Here is a 20565-nt window from a genome sequence, read left to right as displayed (position 1 = left end):
TCAGGTCACCGGGATCTGCACTACTTCGCGCCAGGCAGGACGTTGGCTAATCTGCTGATACCAGCGCTGCAGATGGGGCCGCGGTTGCCAGCTGTCGAGGATCGACAACAGATTGTAGACGAAGGGAGCGACGGCAATATCGCCAAGGCCGAACTGCTCGCCGGAGAGCCACGGCGTTTTGGCCAGTTCGTCATCCAGCATGGCGAACAGCGCTTCGCAGGCGCTGATCCCCGCGGCGATGGCCGCCGGGTCGCGCTGCTCCGGCGGCGTTCTCACCAGGCCCATTAATACCGGGCGATGGGCGGGAGAGAGGGTGCCGTTGGACCAATCCATCCACTTTTCCCCTTGCGCGCGCTGCGCCGGCGCGGCCAGCCACAGACGGTCAACGCCATACTGGGCCGCCAGGTAGCGAATAATCGTATTTGATTCCCACAATACCACCCCGGTGGCATCGTCCTTTAACAACGGCACCAGCCCGTTCGGGTTCATCGCCAGATATTCCGGGTCATGATTGAGACCAAACTCCAGCCCGGCGAGGATCTGCTGATAAGGCAGATCCAGCTCCTCCAGCACCCAGCGTACTTTCTTCACGTTGGTCGAGTTATTACGTCCCCACAGTGTAATCATTTTCGCTCCTGAGTTTGTTTCACTGCCGTTGCAGCGCGATCGGCGATCATGTTGGGATAAAGTTAAAAATCCGGCAAGCTTTTTTATTTGGCTGTTATTAAAGGTTTTTATGCTTACTCCCTTCAGCCAGGGGCACTCCTGGGTCACAGGGCCCGGAAAGTGTTTTTACTATTTTACAGGAGTAATATCTATAGGGTGTTACGCTACGAAGGAAAGGGCGTGATCATGGCATATATTATTGATAATTAAAGCTTTAAATCATGAACGCATCTATAAAAACGCTCCCTCTCCGTCTCGGTTAAAATCTCAATGTCGCCTGAGGGTATAATTTGATGCTGATTATTGCATCGCAATCATCTGAGGAACACAGGTTAATATTAATAAATAGAAAGTTACTGAAAGAATTATATTTTTACAGGGATGAACTGTTGTTTTTATCGATCGGATATACATCTTTTTCATCCCACCCAGAAAAAATAGACCATGAGAGGCGCCAACTGGCTGAAGATATTCTGAAAAATAGCAAAAAAACCCAGTGACTGGCACTGGGGAGTAAATTTACTCAGGGTTGCATGCTGTTCTCAAGATAATATTCGAGTCTCGAAGTATGGGTTAACCAAAGGTAACCATCAACTTCCATACAGACTACATGGGAAATATACTGTATTAAATAACCAGGAATCCACCCTTACTTTTGTGCTATTTATCTTACCTGGGTAATCACGGCGGGGGTAAGTGGTATATAATGCAATAATCAGTATTTGAATCTATAGCGTTAAACGAGCAGAGCCTGGTAGAGGACTTTACTTTCCCCGGAAGGATTTGAAAAAGGCGGTTAAAATGAATGACTGATAAGGATGGCCAGCATACTATCGCGGTGCTATCAAAACATCCCTGCAAAACGAAATAGGGATAAAAGAAGCACTGGCGAACTGCAGTCTGGAAGAGCGAGTCGTAGAGCTCGATATGGCATCGGACGAGACGGGTAGGATATTACCCGGGAAGAGATGTTAACCTTTTCATCAAACCGGCGTGATTAATAACGGGCAACAGTATCAGAGCGGCCCGGGGTTTTGAGAGCAATACTTCTGTAAAGGCCACGGCTGTGGATGCGCTGTTATGAATGTATTTGTAAAATTTATCACCATCCAGAGTCGCCTTGAAAAAAAAAGCCCAGCGACAGGCTGGGGTGTAATTACACGCATAAAGGGATATGCCATTTTCAACACAATATGCGAATCTTAATTTATGGAATAACTGCGGGTGAGCTACCCGCTTCCATAAAGATTGCAGGGGAAACTATACTGTATTTAATGACCAGGAATCCATCCTTATCGATGTGCTATTTTTCTTACTTGTGTAATACGGAAAGGGAAAATAGCCCGATAAACTATCTTTTACCGATATGCCGACTAAAACAGGAAAGCCGTCTGCCTGCTTATCCAGTGGGCGAATAATTCATATCATTAGCGGGAGGCTCTCCCTTCCTGACCTCAATTCCTGAGGGTGGCGTATAGGGGGATAGCTGATTGATATGCTTTATCAAGGATATTGCGCCTCCATCGGCGGAATGCTATGGCAATCGAAGCCCTGCTGAACATGGCGATCGGGCAGGCCCGATGGAGAGAAAAGTGCGGGCGTTGTTGCTAATTTCCTGAGACGGGCGTAATGACCGTCTCAAGCATAGCCCGGGAGTTCTCAACTGCATTTCAGGCGTAAATAGGGCCTACAGAACCTTCAGGTTTATATTTAAGCGTCTGAGACTTCTACAGCAGCAAGTCAGATGTGGTTATTGTGAGTTCGGAAGTTGAGCTGGGCCTCATGGAATGCAACCGGGCCGACATTTTGAGTTTTGTGAAGGGTATCAGCAGTAACAACCATCCCCGGTTCTCAGGTGAAGGGGGGCGAGGCGACTGGATATCACTGGCCAGGCTTTCGCTTACCCCACACGCTCCCGCCATAATGTGAATCTATAACCAGGCAAACCACAATGAAAGACACGCTTGCGACCTCTCTTTAGTAGCATTTTTCCCGAAGAGAAGTGAGCTATGTCATTGAAATTTCGGTGACTAATTGGTTTTGAAAGGCGATTTTTTTCTTGCCATAATAAAGTTAACATTAAGGCGATTTCGATCAAAAAAATTGTTCTGATTAAAGCACAGCGGCATGTTATTGCGTAAACTTTAAAAACTTTACCAACTCGCTGTTTCTTTAAGGTCATTTGTACGCTTTACTCACCGGTTGCTGCGGCGCGGTCAGAGTGGCGCGGCATATTTTGTTTGGAAAGGATACTTGGGTGGCTCTTATGATGCATGACGCTTTTTCCCTTCGCGGCCTCGCGGCAGGTTGCGCGCTGTTATTTCTTGTCGCACCTGCGGTGCAGGCTGCGGAACAACTCCCCGACGCCCCTTCAATTGACGCTCGCGCCTGGATCCTGATGGACTATGCCAGCGGGAAGGTGCTCAGCGAAGGCAATGCCGATGAAAAACTCGACCCGGCCAGTCTGACGAAGATCATGACCAGCTACGTGGTAGGGCAGGCAATAAAAGCGGGAAAAATCAAACTGACCGATATGGTGACCGTTGGACGCGATGCCTGGGCGACCGGCAACCCGGCGCTGCGCGGCTCATCGGTGATGTTCCTCAAGCCTGGCATGCAGGTTTCCGTAGAAGATCTGAACAAAGGGGTGATCATTCAGTCCGGTAACGACGCCAGCATTGCAATTGCTGACTACGTAGCGGGCAGCCAGGACGCTTTCGTTAGCCTGATGAACGGCTACGCCAAAAAAATGGGGCTGACCAACACCACCTTTATGACCGTCCACGGCCTTGACGCGCCGGGGCAGTTCAGCACCGCCCGCGATATGGCGCTGCTGACCAAAGCGATGATCCACGACGTACCGGAAGAGTATGCGGTACATAAAGAGAAAGAGTTCACTTTCAATAAAATTCGCCAGCCGAACCGCAACCGCCTGCTGTGGAGCAGCAACCTCAACGCCGATGGCGTGAAAACCGGGACCACCGCCGGGGCCGGCTATAACCTCGTCTCCTCGGCCACTCAGGGTGATATGCGTTTGATCGCCGTGGTGCTGGGGACCAAAACCGACCGCATTCGCTTTAACGAGTCAGAAAAACTGCTGACCTGGGGCTTCCGCTTCTTTGAAACCGTGACGCCGATTAAACCAGATGCCACCTTCGTTACCCAGCGCGTGTGGTTTGGCGATAGCAATGAAGCGAAACTGGGGGCTGGCGAGGCGGGCTCTATCACTTTGCCGAAGGGCCAGCTGAAAAACCTGAAAGCCAGCTATACCTTAAATCAGCCGCAGCTTACCGCGCCGCTGGAGAAGGGGCAGGTGGTCGGGACTATCGACTTTAAGCTAAATGATAAAACCATTGAACAGCGTCCGCTGATTGTCATGGAGTCGGTAAAAGAGGGCGGCTTCTTCAGCCGGATGATCGACTTCGTGCTGATGAAACTGCACGGCTGGTTCGGCAGCTGGTTCTCCTGATGCCTGCCCGCGCCCTGCGGGGCGCGGGCAGCGACGCTTCAATACAGTAGGGAAATCTGCTGCGCCTTCGCCAGCGCGACCAGCTCATCATCCGGGCAGATATCGCTGGCGATCACGTCAAATTTCGCTAACGCCCCCATGCGCGCCGGACGCACTTTGCCAAACTTGCTGTGGTCGACCACCAGCACGTGGTAGCGCGCGTGACGCATCGCCCAGTGCTTAACCGGCAGCTCTTCCAGGTTATAGCAGGTCGCCCCCTGCTCGCAGTCGATCCCCGCCGCCGAGTAAAAGGCGATATCAGGGCTCAGATGGCTGAGGGTATCCTCAAGGCTCAGCGGCATAAAAATCGCGTTGCTGGCATGAAACTCCCCACCGCACAGGACCGCGCGGCACTGGGGTTTTTCCTGCAGGGCCAGAAAGGTGTTCAGGGAGTAGCAGACGCCGGTGAAGGGCAGGGCATCGTCAATGGCGTCAATAATCCACGGCGTGGTGGTCCCGCAGTCGAAGAAGGCCATCTGATGGGCCTCCAGCAGCGCGGCCGCATGGCGAGCGGCACGGCGTTTTTCCTCGACCAGCCGGGTTTTTTGATCGCTGAGCAGGTAATGGGTGGCGCTGCGCGGCTCCAGCACAATGTATCCGCCGAGCAGCACAACCGGGCCGCTGTGACCATTGAGGTCGCGACGAATGGTCATTTCCGACACCCCAAGCAGGGAAGCGGCTTCTTTCAGATGCAGCTTATCGCTGCGTTTAAGTGCCTGAATGAGCTGACTGATACGTTCGTCACGGCGAGTTTCCATATTCCCTCTGCGCTAAAATCGCCCTGCAAGGGCAGGGCGTTAGCGGGATTTTACCTGTCGCTTGCGGGTTAGTCACGCGGTGGCCGCAGCGACGGCGGCGTTTAGCCGCGCACCCAACCTTTGCGGATTGGCAAGGAGAAGCAGAGACGATACAGCCGCTGCAGCTGATGGTATAGCGCCGGGCCGAACGTATGCCAGATCAGCGCCGCGCCAAGGCAGCCGCACATCCCGGCCAGCAGCCCGCCGACCATATCCAGCGGCCAGTGCACGCCGAGATAGACACGGGACCAGGCGATGGCGGCGGCAATGGCCATCAGCAGGGCGCCGGACCACAGGCGATGCCAGAACAGGAAGGCCAGGGCAAAGGTAAAGCTGACGGTGCCATGGTCGCTGGGGAAGGAGTCGTCCGCCGCGTGGTGCAGGAAGTTATAGCCTACGCCGGCGACAAACGGCCGATCGTGCGGATAGAGGTGGCCGATCGCCCACGACACGGTCAGGCTGATCGTCAGCGCCAGCATCAGCTTAAACACCATCTGCCGCTGGGCAGGCCCCCACAGCCACAATGTCACCACCAGCAGAGGCACGATCAGAATCAGATCTTTAGCGATGAAGATCGCCATCTCAATGGCCCACTGCGGCGAGGCAGGCGTCGCGTTGAGCAGGGCGAACAGCGCATAGTTAATATTTTCCAGCATAGACTTCCAGGCTCGTTGGTCCGATAGCAATTAAGCCGCCTACCCTAAATAAAAGCGGTGCGGAGATAAAGGCGGCATTGTCTTAAAGATCAGGTTGTTATGAAATCCACTACCATAAAGTCTACGGCTAACAGCCTGAAAAACGTCAGTATATCGTTTGTCACATTGCTGAAACATAAACGGAATATATACACAGGCTGAATAACAGGGGAGAGGCGGGACGATGGCGCACGGCTCGTAATATTGTGCGGTGTCACCCACAATTCACTATCTCCGCGCCGGGAGTTTCATTACACTTTGCGCGATTTTTGATAGATAAGAGATTTCATGCAAAATTATTCGCTTTCAGGCCGCCGCCTCGGAAGGCAGGCGCTGTTGTTCCCGTTATGTCTGGTGCTGTACGAGTTTTCCACTTATATCGGCAACGATATGATTCAGCCGGGCATGTTAGCCGTGGTGCAGGAATTTCAGGTGGGCAACGAATGGGTACCTACCTCAATGACTGCCTATCTGGCAGGCGGCATGTTTTTACAGTGGCTGCTGGGGCCGCTGTCGGATCGTATTGGCCGCCGTCCGGTGATGTTGACCGGCGTAGTATGGTTCATCGTTACCTGCCTGGCGACGCTGCTGGCGCAGACCATTGAGCAGTTTACCCTGCTGCGCTTCCTGCAGGGGATCAGCCTGTGCTTTATCGGCGCGGTGGGCTATGCGGCGATACAGGAGTCCTTTGAGGAGGCGGTATGTATCAAAATCACCGCCCTGATGGCTAACGTGGCGCTGATTGCCCCGCTGCTGGGGCCGCTGGTGGGCGCCGCCTGGGTGCATATCCTGCCGTGGGAGATGATGTTTGTCCTGTTCGCCGTGCTGGCGGCCATCTCGTTCTTCGGCCTGCAGCGGGCGATGCCGGAGACCGCGACGCGGCTGGGCGAAAAGCTGTCGGTGAAAGAGCTGGGCCGCGACTATCGGCTGGTGCTGAAGAACCTGCGCTTCGTCGCCGGCGCGCTGGCCACTGGCTTTGTCAGCCTGCCGCTGCTGGCGTGGATTGCCCAGTCGCCGGTGATTATTATCAGCGGCGAACAGGCCACCAGCTATGAGTACGGCATGCTGCAGGTGCCGATTTTCGGGGCGCTGATTGCCGGCAACCTGGTGCTGGCGCGCCTGACTGCGCGTCGGACCGTGCGCTCGCTGATTATCATGGGCGGTTGGCCGATCATGTTTGGCCTGATCCTCTCTGCGGCGGCGACTGTGGTCTCTTCCCACGCTTATCTGTGGATGACGGCCGGTCTGAGCTTCTACGCCTTCGGGATTGGCCTCGCGAACGCCGGCCTGGTGCGTTTAACCCTGTTCGCCAGCGAGATGAGTAAAGGCACGGTCTCGGCGGCGATGGGAATGCTGCAGATGCTGATCTTCACCGTCGGCATCGAGCTCAGCAAACATGCTTACGAGCTGGGCGGCAACGGGCTGTTCAGCCTGTTTAACCTGCTGGGTGGGGTACTATGGCTGGGGCTGATGATTTACTTTCTGAAAGATAAAAGCGTGGGCAATTCGCAGCAGGGGTAGTTGTTTTCAACCCGGATGCGCTCGCATCCGGGTCTTATCAGGCGAACGGCGCTTCGCGATCCAACACCTTATCAATAATCTGCAGGACACCTTCTTCGTTGTTATGCGGCGCCTGATAGCGGGCGACGGCTTTGACGTCTTCCCGGGCGTTGGCCATGGCAAAGCCAAACCCGGCGTGCTGCAGCATTTCGATATCGTTGCCGCTGTCGCCGAACGCCACCACCTCGTGATCCTCAATGCCCCAGCGCTGCTGCAAAATGCGCAGCCCGTTGGCTTTGTGCACACCCGGGATAATTAAGTCGATGCTGCCGTAGCCGGTGGCCACCGCGGTGACCATGTCCCCCAGCGCCGCGTGCAGCTTCGGCTGAATTTCCGGGATCAGGCTGTCTGGCACGTTGAGACCAAATTTGAGGATGGTGTCATCGAGATGGTTAAAATCATCCACCAGTTCTAGGCGGTGATAATACTTCGCCGCCACCGTCTTCAGCGCGTCGTTGTAGCGATTGAGGGTGTAGGCGCTGCGCTTCCCGCAGGCGATGATTTCGATATTCGGCAACGTCTGCAGATGGTCGACCACGGCGTTGAAGTGGTGAACCGGCAGTTGGCAGTTGAAGACGTCTTCATTGCCGCTCACCACCCAGCCGCCGTTTTCCGCCACGAAGGCGATCTGATGGGCGATCTCCGGGAAAAAGGAGATCAGCTGATAATATTGGTTGCCGCTGGCGACCACGAAGCGAATATTCTGTTCGCGCATTCGCTGGTACTGGGCGAGGAAGCGCGGCCGGTTGTAAGTTTTGGCATCGCTTAAAAAGGTGCCGTCCATATCCACCGCAATCAGTTTGATGCTCATTAGCTGTTCTCCATAACGGGTTCAGATTGTGGCTTAGCCACCGCGCGGGCGACCAGCGCCGCCACCATCACCAGACCCAGCACCACCATCATGGCGCTGCGCAGGCCGAAGTGTTCGCCGAGGAAACCCAGCAGCGGCGGCCCGACGAGGAACGCGAGATAGCCGGTGATCGCCACCACGCTGACGCGCTTGGGCGCGTCCGGCCCGGTATCGCTGGCGGCGGAGATGGTCAGCGGGAAGCCGAGCGAGGCGCCAATGCCCCACAGCAGCACCGAGATGCCCGCCACCCAGGGGTTATCGACGAAGATGATCAGGCCTATGCCGAGGGCGCCCATCACTGCGCTGCCGCGGACCACCGCCACCCGGCTGTAGCGATCGATAAACCAGCCGCCGGTAAAGCGGCCCAGCGTCATGCCGAGGGTGAAACCGGCATAAATCAGGGAGCCGGAGGTGGGGCTAAAGCCGTGGCCATCCACCATCAGCAGCGGCAGCCAGTCGTTGGCCGAGCCTTCGGCAAAGGCCATCGCCAGGACAATGACGCCGATCAGCAGCAGCTGCGCGTCGCGCCACACCGGCAGACCTTTCGCCTCACCGTGGGCGACTTCGGCGGCATTTTTACCGGTGCCGTCGGGAATGGCGCGGATAGCAATGGCGATGGGCAGGATAGCCACCAGCGCAGCCGCCAGGATGTGCGGGGCGGCCGGCAGACCGAATCCGGTCACTGCCATGCCCACCCCGGCGCCGAACAGGGTGCCAAAGCTGTAGAAGCCATGCATCATCGGCAGCACCGTTTTATTCATCTCCCGCTCGATCGCCGCGCCTTCGACGTTGATAGCGACCTCTGCGGAGCCGAAGCTGGCGCCGAAGATAGCCAGACCGAAGGCGAACAGCGGGGCGGAAGTGACCCACAGCGCCAGGCTGAGCACCAGCATGCCAAGCACGGCGAAGGACATGGTGGTGCGGATGACCTTGCGGGTACCAAAGCGCTTCACCAGCCACGCCGAGCAGAGAATACCGCTCATCGACCCCACCGACAGACCAAACAGCACCACGCCCATCTCTGCGGTGGATAGCGCCAACAGATCGCGGATCGCCGGCGTGCGGGTGGCCCAGGAGGCCATTAACAAGCCGGGGATGAAAAAGAACATAAACAGCGCCCACAGCCGAAGCTGCAGCGCTCTGCGCGAGGATTGCGTCGTCATCCGTAAACGCCTTAAAGGAGAAGAGTGAAGACAACAGTAGCAAGTAAGTGTACATTTGTACATAAACCGGAAGAGGAAAATCATGGCCCGTAGACCAAACGATCCGCAGCGCCGCGAGCGCATCCTGCAGGCGACGCTGGATACCATCGCGGCGCACGGCATCCATGCGGTGACGCACCGTAAAATCGCCACCTGCGCGAATGTGCCGCTGGGATCGCTGACCTACTATTTCAGCGGCATTGAGGCGTTAATTGAGGAGGCGTTCAGCCTGTTTACCGCCGAGATGTCGGCGCAGTATCAGCAAGGCTTCGTCGGGGTAACGAACCGGGAACAAGCCTGCGATGCCATCGCGGATCTGATCTTCAGCGCCCAGGTGACCACGGCGCGCAATATGGAGCTGATGTACCAGCTGTACGCGTTCTGCAGCAGTCAGCCGGCGCTGAAGGCGGTGATGCAGAACTGGATGCGGCGCAGCCAGCAGACGCTGGAACAATGGTTTGCCCCCGATACCGCCCGCGGTCTCGACGCCTTTATTGAAGGGATGACCTTGCACTTTGTCACCGACCGCGCGCCGCTGTCGAAGGCGGCAATCCGCATGATGGTCGGGCAGCTGGCAGGGGAGAGGGCGCAGGAAGAGAGGCGCTGAAGCGGCGTTTCACCCGGAATGGCTAAACGCAGGCAACAAAAAACCCATCAACCTTGAACCGAAGTGGCGGGGTTGATGGGCTCCACAAAATGGGGACATCAAAGAAAAGCAGTGGCATTACTTATGACTGATGCCCTGAGAAAAAGTTCTGCCTGTGACGGCTTTTTTCTCAAAAAATTATTGTAGCCCTGGCCAGATGATCACGATGAGCGTCCCGGCAAGGGTAAGCAGCACGTTGGCGATGGCGTAGGTGCCTGCGTAGCCGAGCGCTGGAATATTGCTGCGCGCGGTATCGCTGATGATCTCCATCGCCGGGGCGCAGGTGCGGGCTCCCATCATGGCGCCGAACAGCATCGCCCGGTTCATGCGCAGCACGTAGGCGCCGAACAGGAAGCAGATCACCACCGGCACCAGGCTGACGATAAGCCCTGCCGCCAGCATCTGGCCGCCGACGGCGCCCAGCCCGTTATTGATCCCGGCCCCGGCGCTGAGACCGACCCCGGCCATAAACACCATCAGACCAAACTCTTTCACCATGTTCAGCGCCCCCTGCGGGATATAGCCGAAGGTTGGGTGGTTGGCGCGCAGGAAGCCAAGCATGATGCCGGCGAACAGCAGGCCGGCGGCGTTGCCGATGCCGAAGCTGAAGGAGCTGAACTGGAAGGTGATCATGCCGATCATCAGGCCAACGATAAAGAAGGCGCAGAAGGCCAGCAGATCGGTCACCTGGCTGTGAATGGAGATAAAGCCGATGCGGTCGGCCACGGTTTTTACGCGGCGGGCGTCGCCGCTGACCTGCAGCACGTCGCCTTTGTTCAGTACGACGTTATCGTCGATAGGCATCTCGATCTGGCTGCGAATAACCCGGTTTAAGAAGCAGCCGTGGTCGGTAAGCTTGAGCTGCGCCAGGCGGCGGCCGACGGCGTTGTGGTTTTTGACCACTATCTCTTCAGTGACGATGCGCATGTCGAGCAGATCGCGGTCGAACACCTCTTTACCGTTGCGGAAGCTCGGGTCGAGGCGGGCGTGGGCGTCCGGGTAGCCCACCAGCGCAATATCGTCACCCATCTGCAGCACCGCGTCGCCGTCCGGGTTGGCCAGAATGCCGTTGCGACGAATGCGTTCAATATAGCAGCCGGTCTGGCGGTAAATACCCAGTTCGCGCAGATTTTTGCCATCCGCCCAGGCCACCAGCTCCGGGCCGACGCGGTAGGCGCGGATCACCGGCAGGTAGACTTTACGTTTGGAATCGGTATCGAGGCCGCGCTCGCGGGCGATTTGCTGGGCGCTGGTCTGCAGATCCTGATGCTGCAGCTTGGGCATATAGCGGGCGCCGACGATCAGGCTCACCAGACCAACCAGATAGGTCAGGGCATAGCCGAGGCTCAGATGGTCAAGCGACTGCGCCAGCTGAGCGCTGGGCAGGCCGAAATGGCGCAGGGTGTCGCCCGCGCCCACCAGCACCGGGGTGGAGGTCATGGCGCCTGCCAGCATACCGGCGGTGAGCCCGATATCCCAGCCGAACACTTTACCCAGCACCATGGCGATCAGCATCGCGCTGCCGACCATCACCAGCGCCAGCATCAGGTAGTTTTTCCCGTCGCGGAAAAAAATAGAAAAAAAGTTGGGCCCGGCTTCTACGCCAACGCAAAAAATAAACAGCATAAAGCCGAGATTAAGGGCATCGGTGTTAATCGCGAAATGCTGCTGGCCTAATAATAGAGAAACGACTAAAACGCCAATGGAATTACCAAGTTGTACTGAGCCGAGACGCAGTTTTCCCAGGCATAGTCCTAATGCAAGTACAACGAATAATAACAGGATGTAATTCCCGTTTAACAAATCTGCGACGTTTATATTCACGAAAGCCAACTTCTCATTTACTAGTAAGTTGTTGAAGGAAATGGTTATTTGGTCTAAGGTTGCTCAGGCGTTCGCGTTGTCGCGAACCTATTCTGGCACCCTGTTATAACCAGCAAAAATATACCGCTAGTTTAATCCTTCCTGGATGCGGCGGCTAGTGACAATCGTTTTTAGGCTGGTAGGGGAGTTATTGGCATGGATTGCCGAAATGCTTTATCTGACTGGGCGACGTGGACGTGAGTTAGAGGCAACATCAGGAGGATACGGTGAAATCTGAGCGTAGTTGGGCCGGCATTATCTGTGGCTTCGTTCTGTTCATTGTGGTGTGCTTATCGTTGTTGTTACATATGAAAGGGGCATTTCGCGCCAGCGGCAACCCGGAGCTGGGCCTGCTCTTCTTTTTGCTGCCAGGGGCGGCGGCGAGCTGTCTCTCTCCCGGACGGCGGGTGCTGCGTCCTTTGCTCGGCGCGATACTGGCGGCGCCGGTCTGCATGGTGACGATGCGGCTGTTCTTCGTGACCCACCGGACGTTCTGGCAGGAGATGGCGTGGGTGTTGAGCGCCGTGTTCTGGTGCGCGCTTGGGGCATTGTGCTTTTTGTTTATCTGCGCCTGGCTTGATACCTGGCGCAGTCATTCATCGAGCAAATAAATTGACTCAGGCAAACAGGCCGAGATTCTCTTTTGCCCAGGCTTCAAAATCGGTGCAGCCGCCGATGTGTTTCTGGTCGACGAAAATCTGCGGCACGGTTTCAACCGGTTTGCCAACGGTTTTTTCCAGGTCAGCTTTGCTGATGCCTTCGGCATGAATATCCACGTAGCGGTAGTTGAAATCATCACGCTCGTTGGTCAGTTTTTCTGCCAGTTCTTTAGCGCGAACGCAGTAAGGGCAGCCTGGACGACCAAAAATAACGGTAAACATTGCTTCTCTCCTTAAACCTCAGCCGGATGGCGAATGGCGCTTATGATGCCTGCAACGGGCGGGGAGGGAAAGAAGGTTCTGCCTTTTACTTCGATGGTTTACGGCTATGTTTGATAAATGTCGGACTGTCAAAACCCGTATACTGGCCCGACGGCGCGGTGGAATTGGCTGGCGCGCCGCGTTTATCAACCGGAGAGGCGTGATGCGAAAATTTGCCCCATTGCCGAAAAGCATTCTGCTGGTTGAGATCCTCGGGATGGGGCTGTTAACCCTCGCCTGGCTCTCCCTTAACCAGTATGTCCAGCTGCCTGCGCCCATTGCCAGCCCGACCGCGGCGCTGGTGATGCTCTTTGCCGGGATCGTGCTGATGATCCCCGCCGCCCTCGTCGTTATGTGGCGGGTGGCGCAGATCGTGGCCCCGCAGTTAACGCACTCACCTAAGCCTGAATCCTTGTCTGACAGAGAAAAACGAAATGACGCCGACCATTGAGCTGCTGCGCAGCCACCGTTCTATCCGCCACTTCACCGATGCGCCCGTGAGCGACGAACAGCGCGCGGCGATTATCGCCAGCGCGCAAGCGGCATCTACCTCGAGTTTTTTACAGTGCACCTCCATCATCCGTATTACTGACCCGGCGCTGCGTGAACGTCTGGTCCCGCTGACCGGCGGCCAGCAGCACGTCGCCCAGGCGGCGGAGTTTTGGGTCTTCTGCGCCGACTTTAATCGCCACCTGCAGATCTGCCCACAGGCGCAGCTGGGGCTGGCGGAACAGCTGCTGATCGGCGTTGTCGATACGGCGCTGCTGGCGCAAAACGCGCTGACCGCCGCCGAGTCCCTCGGACTAGGGGGCGTCTATATCGGCGGGTTGCGCAACAGCATTGAGGCCGTCACAGAGCTGCTGGAGCTCCCGCAGCACGTCCTGCCGCTGTTCGGTCTTTGCCTTGGCTGGCCGGCGGATAACCCGGATATCAAGCCGCGGATGCCGGCGGCCATGCTGGTGCATGAGAACCGCTATCAGCCGCTGGATAACGCGCTGCTGGCGGAGTATGACGAACAGCTGGCGCACTATTATCTGTCGCGCGGCAGCAACGCCCGCCGCGATACCTGGAGCGACCATATCCGGCGCACTATCGTGAAAGAGAGTCGTCCGTTTATTCTTGACTATCTGCATAAGCAGGGATGGGCAACGCGCTGATTACGTGTACACTGCTGCTCCGGCCAGGTGATATCCGCCGCCGGCCGCAGGAAAGGTGAAAGTATGTTCGATAGCTGAGGCCCGCCAGAGCGGGTCTTTTCGCAGAGGTGCAGGATGAAAATTGCCATATTATCCCGGGATGGAACGCTTTATTCATGTCGGCGCCTGCGCGAAGCAGCGCAACAGCGCGGTCATCAGATCGAGATCCTCGATCCGCTTTCCTGTTATATGAACGTCAGCCCGGTGGCCTCGTCGATCCACTACAAAGGGCGTCAGCTGCCGCACTTTGATGCGGTGATCCCGCGCATTGGCTCGGCGATCACCTACTATGGCACCGCGGCCCTGCGCCAGTTTGAGCTCCTGGGAAGCTATCCGCTGAATGAGTCGGTCGCCATCACCCGCGCTCGCGATAAGCTGCGCTCGCTGCAGCTGCTGGCGCGCCAGGGCATCGATCTGCCATTGACCGGCATCGCTCACTCCCCGGATGACACCAGCGATCTGATCGCCATGGTGGGCGGCGCGCCGCTGGTGGTGAAGCTGGTGGAGGGCACCCAGGGGATCGGCGTGGTGCTGGCGGAGACCCGCCAGGCGGCGGAGAGCGTGATCGACGCCTTTCGCGGACTGAACGCTCATATTCTGGTGCAGGAATACATTGCCGAAGCGAAAGGGTGCGATATCCGCTGCCTGGTGGTCGGCAATGAGGTGGTGGCGGCGATCGAGCGGCGGGCGAAAGAGGGGGATTTCCGCTCTAACCTGCACCGCGGCGGCATGGCCACGGTGGCGCAGATTAGCGACGAGGAGCGGGCCATTGCCATCAAGGCAACGCAAACTCTCGGGCTGGACGCCGCCGGTGTCGATATTTTACGCGCCGCCCGCGGGCCGCTGGTGATGGAGGTGAATGCCTCGCCGGGGCTGGAAGGGGTGGAAACCACCACCGGCGTGGATGTCGCCGGCAAGATGATCGCCTGGATCGAGCGCCAGGCGACGCCGGAATTCTGTTTGAAAATAGGCGGCTAACCGCCGGATGCAAGACGGCCATGGTATGCGGCGCTTTTTTTGCGTAAGCTATGGCGTCGTTTTTCCACTGTAAGAGGTCACAGGCACTATGGATTCACTGGTCGTTCCAGGTCTGGATACGCTACGTCGCTGGCTGGACGAGATCGGCATCAGCTTTTTTGAGTGCGATTCCTGTCAGGCATTGCACCTGCCGCATATGCAGAATTTCGACGGTATTTTTGATGCCAAAATTGACCTGGTGGACAACGTGGTGCTCTTTTCCGCCCTGGCGGAGGTGAAGCCGTCTGCCCTGCTGGCGCTGTCGGCGGATCTCTCGGCCATCAACGCCAGCTCGTTAACCGTGAAGGCGTTTATCGACATTCAGGACGATAATTTGCCCAAGCTGGTGGTTTGCCAGTCGCTGTCTATCGGCCCAGGGGTGACCATGGAGCAGTTCGCCTGGTTCTTCCGCCAAAGCGAAGAGCAGATCTCGATGGTAATCCTTGAAGCCGGCGCAAATCAGCTGCTGTACAAAGGCGAAGAAGAAGAGCCTGCGGCGGAAAACGTGCAATACCATTTTCTTCACTAAACCTGCCTAAAATTAGCGCAGCCACTACCGCAGCGGCTGCGTATTACCCGCTTTTATTCTGCATTTAACCTTTCTTTAAAGCATTATTCACCGCCATTCAGGCCGTTTTGGCTTATCACGTAGACCGTTATTGCATAAAAATTTGATAAAAGGCGTTTTTTTACCTGGGCTATAGCCTCTTATTCTGGCTACAGTTATTCTGGCGATGCTTCCAGTTGCGAGCAACCACTCCGGGAGAGATCCGCTCTCCTTTTCTCAGGCAATGAAAAAATATGCATGATTTTTGCATGCGTAGAAATGCGTATATTTGAGCCCGTAAGTTAACGGGTGTTGAGAAGGAAAAGAGATATGACCGCCTTTGGTAAAAAATGGTTAACAGGTCTGGTTACGGGTGCGCTGATGGCCGTCTCTGCCGGTTCGCTCGCCGCCGAACAAAAAACCCTGCATGTTTATAACTGGTCTGATTATATCGCGCCGGACACGGTAGCGAATTTTGAAAAAGAGACCGGGATTAAAGTGGTGTATGACGTTTTTGATTCCAACGAAGTGCTGGAAGGCAAATTAATGGCGGGTAGCACCGGTTTCGACCTGGTGGTGCCGTCGGCAAGCTTCCTCGAACGCCAGCTGGCGGCGGGCGTGTTCCAGCCGCTGGATAAAAGTAAGCTGCCCAACTGGAAGAATCTTGACCCCGAAGTGCTGAAGCTGGTCGCCAAGCATGACCCGGAGAATAAATACGCCATGCCTTACCTGTGGGCGACGACGGGCATTGGCTACAACGTGGATAAGGTGAAAGCCGTTCTCGGCAAAGATGCGCCGGTGGACAGCTGGGATCTGGTGCTGAAGCCGGAGAACCTCGAAAAACTGAAAAGCTGCGGCGTCTCCTTCCTCGACGCGCCGGAAGAGATTTTCGCCACCGTGCTGAACTACCTCGGCAAAGATCCGAACAGCAGCAAAGCGGATGATTACACCGGCCCGGCGACCGATCTGCTGCTGAAGCTGCGGCCGAATATTCGCTACTTCCACTCTTCGCAATATATTAACGACCTTGCCAATGGCGACATCTGCGTGGCGATCGGCTGGGCAGGGGACGTCTGGCAGGCGGCCAACCGCGCGAAAGAGGCGAAGAACGGCGTCAATGTCTCCTACTTTATTCCGAAGGAAGGCGCGCTGGCGTTCTTTGACGTCTTTGCCATGCCGGCCGACGCGAAGAATAAAGATGAAGCCTATCAGTTCCTTAACTATCTGATGCGTCCGGACGTCATCGCCAAAATCAGCGACCAGGTGTTCTACGCCAACGGCAACAAGGCTTCCACGCCACTGGTCAGCGAGACTATCCGTAACAACCCGGCGATTTATCCGCCAGCGGATGTGTTCGCCAAACTGTTCACGCTGAAGGTGCAGGATCCGAAGATTGACCGCGTGCGCACCCGCGCGTGGACCAAAGTGAAGAGCGGCAAATAATTCCTGACGGCCCGTCGAACACGGGCCAAATCAGATCTGCACTCGCCGGGAAATAGCAGCGCGCCCGGCGAGCAGAAGCACCAGGATGGTGCAAATGCACTGTTAAGCACGAAGTATGGCACCGGACCATATGGTGATCGTTTTTTTGCCGGAGAGCACCCGATTGAACGACGTAATGCCCCGCCCACAGGCGAAAGCCCCCAAAGCGCTGACCCCGCTACTGGAAATCCGTAACTTAACCAAGTCGTTTGATGGCCAGCATGCGGTCGACGACGTCAGTCTCACTATCTACAAAGGCGAAATTTTTGCTCTGCTGGGCGCGTCAGGCTGCGGGAAATCGACGCTGCTGCGCATGCTGGCGGGCTTTGAACAACCGACCGCCGGGCAGATTATGCTCGACGGCGTGGATCTGGCGCGCGTGCCGCCCTATCAGCGGCCTATTAATATGATGTTCCAGTCCTATGCCCTGTTTCCCCATATGACCGTTGAGCAGAATATTGCCTTCGGCCTGAAGCAGGACCGCCTGCCTAAGGCGGAAATCACCGCCCGGGTGCAGGAGATGCTGGCCCTGGTACATATGCAGGAGTTTGCCAAACGTAAGCCGCACCAACTCTCAGGCGGCCAGCGGCAGCGCGTCGCGTTGGCGCGCAGCCTGGCGAAACGGCCCAAGCTGCTGCTGCTTGATGAACCGATGGGGGCGCTGGATAAAAAGCTGCGCGATCGCATGCAGCTCGAGGTGGTGGATATTCTTGAGCGCGTTGGCGTGACCTGCGTGATGGTGACCCACGATCAGGAAGAGGCTATGACCATGGCGGGCCGTATCGCCATCATGAATCGCGGCAAGTTTGTGCAGATTGGCGAACCGGAAGAGATTTACGAGCACCCGACCACCCGCTACAGCGCCGAGTTTATCGGCTCGGTGAACGTCTTTGAAGGGCTGGTGAAGGAGCGTCTGGAAGACGGTCTGGTGCTAAGCTCCCCGGGACTGATGCATCCGCTGAAGGTCGACCCCGACGCCTCGGTGGTGGACAACGTGCCGGTCTGGGTGGCGCTGCGTCCGGAGAAGATCATGCTGTGCGATGAACCGCCGGCGGACGGCTACAATTTTGCCGTCGGCGAGGTGATTCATATCGCCTATCTGGGGGATCTCTCTATCTATCATGTGCGCCTGCAAAGCGGGCAGATGATCAGCGCCCAGCTGCAGAATGAACACCGCCATCGGAAAGGGACGCCCACCTGGGGCGATGAGGTGCGTTTATGCTGGGATGCTGACAGCTGCGTTGTGCTGACGGTGTGAGGAGAGGGCGATGAATACCGTTGAATCCCCGTCAGGGGCGAAAAAACCGGGCGGCTTCGCGCTGTGGGCGGCGCGCCTGCAGATGGCGCATGGCCGCAAGCTGGTGATTGCGCTGCCCTATCTGTGGCTGATCCTGTTGTTTATGCTACCGTTCCTGATCGTATTCAAGATAAGTCTTGCCGAGATGGCGCGGGCGATCCCTCCCTACACCGAGCTTATGGAGTGGGCGGACGGCCAGCTGACGCTGACGCTTAACTTTGCCAACTTCCTGCAGTTGACTGACGATCCGCTCTATTTTGAAGCTTATCTCCAGTCGCTGCAGGTGGCGGGTATCTCGACGATCTGCTGCCTGCTGCTGGGCTATCCGCTGGCCTGGGCGGTGGCGCACAGCAAGCCGTCGACGCGTAATATTCTGCTGCTGTTGGTGATCCTCCCGTCGTGGACCTCGTTTTTGATCCGCGTCTATGCCTGGATGGGGCTGCTGAAGAGCAACGGGGTGTTGAATAACTTCCTGCTGTGGTTAGGGGTTATCGATCAGCCGCTGGAGATCCTGCACACCAACCTGGCGGTGTACATCGGTATCGTGTATGCCTATCTGCCGTTTATGGTGCTGCCTATCTACACCGCGCTGACCCGCATCGACTATTCGCTGGTGGAGGCCTCGCTGGATCTCGGCGCCCGGCCGCTGAAGACCTTCTTCCAGGTGATCGTCCCGCTCACCAAAGGCGGCATTATCGCCGGCTCCATGCTGGTGTTTATCCCGGCGGTCGGCGAGTTCGTGATCCCGGAACTGCTGGGCGGGCCGGACAGCATCATGATTGGCCGCGTGCTGTGGCAGGAGTTCTTTAACAACCGCGACTGGCCGGTCGCCTCGGCGGTGGCGATTGTCATGCTGCTGTTGCTGATCGTGCCGATCATGTGGTTCCACAAGCACCAGCAAAAACAGATGGGAGAGCAGGGATGAACGACTTGCCGGTAGTACGCTCGCCGTGGCGCATTCTGATCCTCGTGCTCGGATTCACCTTCCTCTACGCCCCGATGCTGATGCTGGTGATCTACTCGTTCAACAGCTCGAAGCTGGTAACGGTCTGGGCCGGATGGTCGACGCGCTGGTATAGCGAACTGTTCCACGATGATGCGATGATGAGCGCGGTAGGATTGAGCCTGACCATCGCCGCCTGCGCGGCGACGGCGGCGGCGATCCTCGGTACCATCGCCGCGGTGGTGATGGTGCGCTTTGGGCGTTTTCGCGGCTCCAACGGCTTCGCGTTTATGATCACCGCGCCGCTGGTCATGCCGGACGTGATCACCGGTCTCTCGCTGCTGCTGCTGTTCGTGGCGCTGGGACATGCCATCGGCTGGCCGTCGGACCGCGGCATGTTGACCATCTGGCTGGCGCATGTCACCTTCTGTACCGCCTACGTGGCGGTGGTGATCTCCTCGCGCCTGCGCGAGCTGGACCACTCTATTGAAGAGGCGGCGATGGATCTTGGCGCCGCGCCGCTGAAGGTCTTCTTCGTCATCACGCTGCCGATGATTATGCCGGCGGTGATCTCCGGCTGGCTGCTGGCCTTCACGCTGTCGCTGGATGACCTGGTGATCGCCAGCTTTGTCTCCGGTCCCGGGGCCACGACCTTGCCGATGCTGGTCTTCTCCAGCGTGCGCATGGGGGTCAACCCGGAGATCAACGCCCTGGCGACGCTCATCCTCGGCGTGGTCGGTATTGTTGGTTTTATCGCCTGGTATTTGATGGCCCGCGCAGAAAAGCAGCGAGTGCGCGATATCCAGCGTGCAAGACAAGGCTGAACCACCTAAAATCGGTACAGCAGCCTCCGGTCGGCGCCACCCTGTGGCGCCGTTTTCATGGAAGACATTACGTTGGGATTGTTTACGAAAACTCGCTCATCGCATGCCCGCCTTAACGTCCCTGCGCTGGTGCAGGTGGCGGCCTTTGCTATTATTTTGATTCGTGGCCTGGATCTGCTGATGATCCTCAATCTGTTGGGCCTGCAGGGGCTGAACGAATTCATACACCGCAGCGTTCAGACCTGGAACCTGACGCTGGTCTTCCTCGGCAGCCTGGCGCTGGTGTTTATCGAGATCTGGTGCGCCTTCTCGCTGGTGAAAGGGCGCAACTGGGCGCGCTGGATCTATCTGCTGACGCAGATTATCGCTGCCGGCTACCTGTGGGCGGCGTCGCTGGGCTACGGGTATCCGGAGCTGTTCAGCATTCCCGGGGAATCAAAACGAGAGATTTTCCACTCGCTGGTGATGCAAAAACTGCCGGATCTGCTGGTTCTGACGCTGCTGTTCGTGCCGGCGAACTGCCGTCGCTTTTTCCGCCTGCAATAACGGTGA

The 20565-nt window shown here is 57.0% G+C and carries 21 protein-coding genes; 14 read left to right on the top strand and 7 right to left on the bottom strand.

Features of this window, described 5'->3' with window-relative positions:
- On the bottom strand, positions 1-627 hold the full coding sequence (locus tag RRF55_RS01295; RefSeq protein ID WP_004176727.1) for a glutathione S-transferase family protein: 627 nt from the start codon (positions 625-627) through the stop codon (positions 1-3).
- A 1529-nt stretch (positions 628-2156) separates the two neighbouring features.
- On the opposite strand from RRF55_RS01295, the gene RRF55_RS01290 reads away from it, so the two are divergent.
- Positions 2157-2285 (top strand): hypothetical protein, encoded by a 129-nt coding sequence (locus tag RRF55_RS01290; protein WP_032409999.1) that lies wholly within the window; start codon positions 2157-2159, stop codon positions 2283-2285.
- Between the two features lie 647 nt (positions 2286-2932).
- Positions 2933-4135: a serine-type D-Ala-D-Ala carboxypeptidase gene (dacC, locus tag RRF55_RS01285; protein ID WP_004191175.1), complete on the top strand. Its 1203-nt coding sequence runs from the start codon at positions 2933-2935 to the stop codon at positions 4133-4135.
- 38 nt (positions 4136-4173) lie between these two features.
- On the opposite strand, the gene deoR is transcribed toward dacC, so the two are convergent.
- Together deoR and ybjG are read right to left on the bottom strand one after the other, a co-directional pair.
- A complete protein-coding gene (gene deoR, locus RRF55_RS01280) occupies positions 4174-4932 on the bottom strand; it encodes a DNA-binding transcriptional repressor DeoR (RefSeq protein WP_004151717.1) in 759 nt (252 codons plus the stop codon).
- Between the two features lie 101 nt (positions 4933-5033).
- A complete protein-coding gene (ybjG, locus tag RRF55_RS01275; protein ID WP_004141974.1) occupies positions 5034-5627 on the bottom strand; it encodes an undecaprenyl-diphosphate phosphatase in 594 nt (197 codons plus the stop codon).
- Positions 5628-5954: 327 nt separating this feature from the next.
- Between ybjG and kdeA the strand changes: the two genes are divergently transcribed.
- Complete coding sequence (gene kdeA, locus RRF55_RS01270) at positions 5955-7187, top strand: multidrug efflux MFS transporter KdeA (protein WP_004141972.1); 1233 nt, start codon at positions 5955-5957, stop codon at positions 7185-7187.
- A gap of 37 nt (positions 7188-7224) precedes the next feature.
- Here the strand turns inward: kdeA and RRF55_RS01265 are convergent, their stop codons facing one another.
- Both RRF55_RS01265 and RRF55_RS01260 read right to left on the bottom strand, forming a co-directional pair.
- On the bottom strand, positions 7225-8037 hold the full coding sequence (locus RRF55_RS01265) for a Cof-type HAD-IIB family hydrolase (protein WP_004141971.1): 813 nt from the start codon (positions 8035-8037) through the stop codon (positions 7225-7227).
- Complete coding sequence (locus tag RRF55_RS01260) at positions 8037-9239, bottom strand: MFS transporter (protein WP_004151719.1); 1203 nt, start codon at positions 9237-9239, stop codon at positions 8037-8039. The genes RRF55_RS01265 and RRF55_RS01260 overlap by 1 nt, the downstream gene beginning before the upstream one ends.
- Before the next feature lie 82 nt (positions 9240-9321).
- On the opposite strand from RRF55_RS01260, the gene RRF55_RS01255 reads away from it, so the two are divergent.
- The gene (locus RRF55_RS01255; protein ID WP_004223846.1) at positions 9322-9885 is read left to right on the top strand and encodes a TetR/AcrR family transcriptional regulator; all 564 of its coding nucleotides are present in this window, start codon (positions 9322-9324) and stop codon (positions 9883-9885) included.
- Positions 9886-10062: 177 nt separating this feature from the next.
- On the opposite strand, the gene RRF55_RS01250 is transcribed toward RRF55_RS01255, so the two are convergent.
- A complete protein-coding gene (locus tag RRF55_RS01250) occupies positions 10063-11748 on the bottom strand; it encodes an aspartate:alanine antiporter (RefSeq protein ID WP_060613111.1) in 1686 nt (561 codons plus the stop codon).
- A 266-nt stretch (positions 11749-12014) separates the two neighbouring features.
- Here RRF55_RS01250 and ybjM point away from each other — a divergent pair, with 266 nt between their 5' ends.
- Positions 12015-12398, top strand: a complete 384-nt coding sequence (gene ybjM, locus RRF55_RS01245; protein WP_002896351.1) for an inner membrane protein YbjM — start codon at positions 12015-12017, stop codon at positions 12396-12398.
- 6 nt (positions 12399-12404) lie between these two features.
- Here the strand turns inward: ybjM and RRF55_RS01240 are convergent, their stop codons facing one another.
- Positions 12405-12668, bottom strand: a complete 264-nt coding sequence (locus RRF55_RS01240) for a GrxA family glutaredoxin (protein ID WP_002896352.1) — start codon at positions 12666-12668, stop codon at positions 12405-12407.
- A gap of 202 nt (positions 12669-12870) precedes the next feature.
- On the opposite strand from RRF55_RS01240, the gene RRF55_RS01235 reads away from it, so the two are divergent.
- The 9 genes from RRF55_RS01235 to RRF55_RS01195 all read left to right on the top strand — a co-directional run bounded on the left by RRF55_RS01235 (position 12871) and on the right by RRF55_RS01195 (position 20559).
- Positions 12871-13158 carry a YbjC family protein gene (locus RRF55_RS01235; protein WP_002896354.1) on the top strand — a complete coding sequence of 96 codons (288 nt, stop codon included), beginning with the start codon at positions 12871-12873 and terminating at the stop codon, positions 13156-13158.
- The gene (gene nfsA, locus RRF55_RS01230) at positions 13142-13864 is read left to right on the top strand and encodes a nitroreductase NfsA (protein WP_016529763.1); all 723 of its coding nucleotides are present in this window, start codon (positions 13142-13144) and stop codon (positions 13862-13864) included. Before RRF55_RS01235 ends, nfsA begins: the two co-directional genes overlap by 17 nt.
- A gap of 114 nt (positions 13865-13978) precedes the next feature.
- Positions 13979-14881: a 30S ribosomal protein S6--L-glutamate ligase gene (gene rimK / locus RRF55_RS01225; RefSeq protein ID WP_002896363.1), complete on the top strand. Its 903-nt coding sequence runs from the start codon at positions 13979-13981 to the stop codon at positions 14879-14881.
- An 88-nt stretch (positions 14882-14969) separates the two neighbouring features.
- A complete protein-coding gene (locus RRF55_RS01220) occupies positions 14970-15449 on the top strand; it encodes a YbjN domain-containing protein (protein ID WP_002896365.1) in 480 nt (159 codons plus the stop codon).
- A 348-nt stretch (positions 15450-15797) separates the two neighbouring features.
- On the top strand, positions 15798-16910 hold the full coding sequence (gene potF, locus RRF55_RS01215; protein ID WP_002896368.1) for a spermidine/putrescine ABC transporter substrate-binding protein PotF: 1113 nt from the start codon (positions 15798-15800) through the stop codon (positions 16908-16910).
- Between the two features lie 163 nt (positions 16911-17073).
- Positions 17074-18207: a putrescine ABC transporter ATP-binding subunit PotG gene (gene potG, locus RRF55_RS01210; RefSeq protein ID WP_002896370.1), complete on the top strand. Its 1134-nt coding sequence runs from the start codon at positions 17074-17076 to the stop codon at positions 18205-18207.
- Between the two features lie 10 nt (positions 18208-18217).
- On the top strand, positions 18218-19171 hold the full coding sequence (gene potH, locus RRF55_RS01205) for a putrescine ABC transporter permease PotH (protein WP_002896371.1): 954 nt from the start codon (positions 18218-18220) through the stop codon (positions 19169-19171).
- Complete coding sequence (gene potI / locus RRF55_RS01200; protein WP_002896372.1) at positions 19168-20013, top strand: putrescine ABC transporter permease PotI; 846 nt, start codon at positions 19168-19170, stop codon at positions 20011-20013. Before potH ends, potI begins: the two co-directional genes overlap by 4 nt.
- Positions 20014-20070: 57 nt before the next feature.
- On the top strand, positions 20071-20559 hold the full coding sequence (locus tag RRF55_RS01195; protein WP_002896376.1) for a YbjO family protein: 489 nt from the start codon (positions 20071-20073) through the stop codon (positions 20557-20559).
- Positions 20560-20565 lie beyond the last annotated feature (6 nt).

Origin of the sequence: Klebsiella sp. K47 (assembly GCF_051858335.1) — a bacterium.
In the GTDB taxonomy this organism is placed as follows: Bacteria; Pseudomonadota; Gammaproteobacteria; order Enterobacterales; family Enterobacteriaceae; genus Klebsiella; species Klebsiella pneumoniae.
Note: the sequence above shows the minus strand (reverse complement) of the source record. Positions and strands in the feature narration are given on the sequence as shown.